At 64.5% G+C, this 3,050-nt stretch carries 2 protein-coding genes and 1 tRNA gene; 2 read left to right on the forward strand and 1 reads right to left on the reverse strand.

What is annotated here, in order from left to right; all coding sequences use genetic code 11:
• The first annotated feature begins 392 nt into the window (after nucleotides 1-392).
• The gene (locus tag Q0C41_RS30935) at nucleotides 393-584 is read left to right on the forward strand and encodes a YjzC family protein (protein ID WP_291990825.1); all 192 of its coding nucleotides are present in this window, start codon (nucleotides 393-395) and stop codon (nucleotides 582-584) included.
• A gap of 99 nt (nucleotides 585-683) precedes the next feature.
• Nucleotides 684-2,450 carry an SIR2 family protein gene (locus Q0C41_RS30940; protein ID WP_291990827.1) on the forward strand — a complete coding sequence of 589 codons (1,767 nt, stop codon included), beginning with the start codon at nucleotides 684-686 and terminating at the stop codon, nucleotides 2,448-2,450.
• A gap of 460 nt (nucleotides 2,451-2,910) precedes the next feature.
• Here Q0C41_RS30940 and Q0C41_RS30945 read toward each other — a convergent pair.
• Nucleotides 2,911-2,985, reverse strand: a tRNA-Gly gene (locus Q0C41_RS30945).
• Between the last annotated feature and the right edge of the window lie 65 nt (nucleotides 2,986-3,050).

Consider the following 3,050-nt stretch of genomic DNA (forward strand, 5'->3'; position numbering starts at 1 on the left):
CTACCATATCCTGGCTGGCCGAGCCGCGTGCGATCCGAAGGCGTTGGCCAAGCTGCTCGGTGGTGATCATTGGCCCTCCCTTTCTTGGAACGGAATCGGAATTGGGCCGGAACACACCTGTCCCCCAGCCTTCCGCAGAAGTAGCCTAAACGGACGCCGAATGTCAAAGGTTGCCGGACGCGTCTGATTATCGTACATAGTCGGCACGTTCTGCCGCGACTCGGGAGAGCGAGTTGGGGCGGAGTTGCAGCTCCGCCCCAACGGTGAGCTGCCTGGCCAGCGCACGAAGGCAGCGCCGACTGACACGTCCACAGCACGTCGTGCATACGACGGACACGGTCAGAGCGGCAATCACCAGTTTCTGCGCGTTGTTTCGTGAAAGGACTTGGCAGATGACCAAGCGACTGCCGCCGGGCACTCCGGCACCTGCGTCCGGCCAATACGGCCTCATTGGTCCGCGCGGTGGCAATACCGGGCAGGAGCGCACGGCGACGAGGGGCGAGCCCCTTCCGCCGACGCCGAAGCCTGGGATGGGCTACGTGATGAACGATCCCACGAAGAACGGCTCCGGCCGCTCGAAGTGAGGCAGAGAGCGCCGCCGCGCTGGCGCGCGGCGGCGCCCTCGGATGGCACTTTTGACGCATCCTTCGCACCACCCCAGTTTGGACAGCACGGCCACCGCAATGATCGATCCTGCCACGGCCCTGGCATTCTCCGTGTTCGAGAACCGGGGTGTCTACGCCGTCTTGCTCGGCTCCGGCGTCTCGCGCGCCGCCCAAATACCCACCGGATGGGAGGTAACCCTCGACCTTGTCCGGCGGGTTGGCATTTTGGAGGGCGCAGTCGAGCAGGCGGACTGGGCTGCCTGGTACCGACAGAAGACGGGCAAGGAGCCCGACTACTCCGAGGTCCTAGATGCGATTGCGACGTCACCCGACGAACGCCGCTCCATTCTGCACAGCTACATCGAGCCGACGGTGGAGGACGTCCAGGAGGGTCGGAAGGTGCCCACAAGGGCGCACCACGCGATCGCCTGGCTGGTTCGGGAGGGCTTCGTCCGTGTCATTCTCACGACCAACTTCGATCGACTGATGGAGAACGCGCTGCGGGAGGCCGGCGTGGAGCCCACCGTCATTCGGTCCGACGACGATCTCCAGGGGGCTGTCCCTCTAACGCACAGCCGCTGCTTCCTCGTGAAACTGCACGGCGATTACCTGGACAGCCGAATCAAGAACACCAACGAGGAGTTGGGCGCTTACTCGGCGCCGATGAACGCCCTCCTCGATCGGGTTTTCGACGAGCACGGCCTCATCGCTTGCGGCTGGTCCGGCGACTGGGATCACGCCCTCCGCGCAGCCATTCAGCGGGCGCCGAGCCGGCGCTATCCCTTCTACTGGGCCTCAAGGGGAGCACTGTCGCACCAGGGCGAGGACCTGCTCCGGCATCGACGCGGAACGATGCTGCCGATCGCGGAAGCCGACTCCTTCTTCGATGGCCTTCGGCGGCGGGTCGAGGCACTGGCGGCAACGCAGCGGCCGAACGTGCAGAGCACGGAGCTGCTTGTCGCCACGGCTAAGCAATACTTGGCGCGCCCAGAGCACCGAATTCGGCTGAACGACCTATTGGCGGACGAGCACGGGCGCCTCGTAGAGAGGCTCGCCGAGCCATCCTTCAGCGTGCAGGCGCAATGGTCGGCGGAGCAATTCCGCAGGCGCGTATCCAGGTGCGAGGTCAACACGGAGGCCCTGGGCCGGGTCTTCGGAGCCATGGGACGCTGGGGCGATGGCGCCGACCTGGCGTTAGCGAGCGAGATCGTGCGCGACCTGGCGCAGCAGCCGTCGGTCAGCGGAACCACGCTGTGGATCGAGATGCGGGCGTACCCCGCCGTGCTCCTGCTCTACGCCTACGGGCTCGGCCTGCTGAAGGGAGGGCGTCACGAAGCGCTGTTTAGGTGGTTCTCACAGCGAATCGCCACGTCCCGGCGAGACTCCGAACCCATCGTCAGCACGCTGCTGCTCGGCGCGTGGGCCGGTGGAGAGCAGAATATCTGGCAGCAGTTGGAGGGGTTGGAGCGTAGGAAGACCCCGCTAAGCGACCACCTCCACGATGTCCTTTCCGGCTGGACGAAGGACTACCTCCTTGCGGCCCGCGAGTTCACGCGGCTGTTCGAGGCATTCGAGGTCCTCGGAGCACTGGCCTTCATCACCTTGCGCGCCACCAAGGAGGACCTGATGGCGGCGCACAGCGCCACCAGCCAGCGGGACTTCGTTTGGTCCCCGATTGGTAGGGCGGCATGGGACAGCGAGCACCGCGATGCGATTCTGGCGTCGTTCGAGGAGCCGGACACCCGCCGTCGTCTGCTCGAGGCCGGCTTTGCGAGGGGCGACGATCAATTTCTATCGCTGGCCATGGAGAGCGTTCGCCGGCTGATGGGTAGGATCAGCTGGTAATTCAATATCGGATGCGGGCTAGGGAATACCTCGATCTCGCCACGGGGCGACTGCGCTAGAAGGACTTCGGCCGCGGAAGGCAGCGTTCAGCGTGCACCTTCCTCGCCAACAAGCGCTTCGAGTTATCGGCTTCGCCTACGGCGTGACTGACAAACCCGTCCAAAGCCAATGAAAGGGTCAAGGATCAGGGGAGATTCTGCATGCTCCGGTACCCTTCGCTGGGCAATCGTCTTGCTGAAATATCCCAAGCCTAGCCCGGCGCAAACAGTGCAATTTCAGCAGGATAGAGCTTGAGGGTTAAATCGGGCTACCCCCAAGCTTCGGAGAACTCGGGGCCTCCGGAGAGCGATTTCCGGGGTCGTTGCGTTCTCCAACCCTCAAGCCGTCGCGGCAAAACCCCAGGGAACCTGCGGTTCACGACGCTACCGGGGGAAGGGAGATGTGAGGTTGGGAAACCGACTGGAGCGGGCGAAGGGATTCGAACCCTCGACCCCGACCTTGGCAAGGTCGTGCTCTACCCCTGAGCTACGCCCGCGCTCCGAGCGGGCCGCGCTAATGCCATGGTGCGCGGGAGAATGCAACCCACCCGCGACAGCGCAT

The organism is Luteitalea sp. (assembly GCF_022842525.1).
Taxonomy (GTDB): domain Bacteria; phylum Acidobacteriota; class Vicinamibacteria; order Vicinamibacterales; family Vicinamibacteraceae; genus Luteitalea.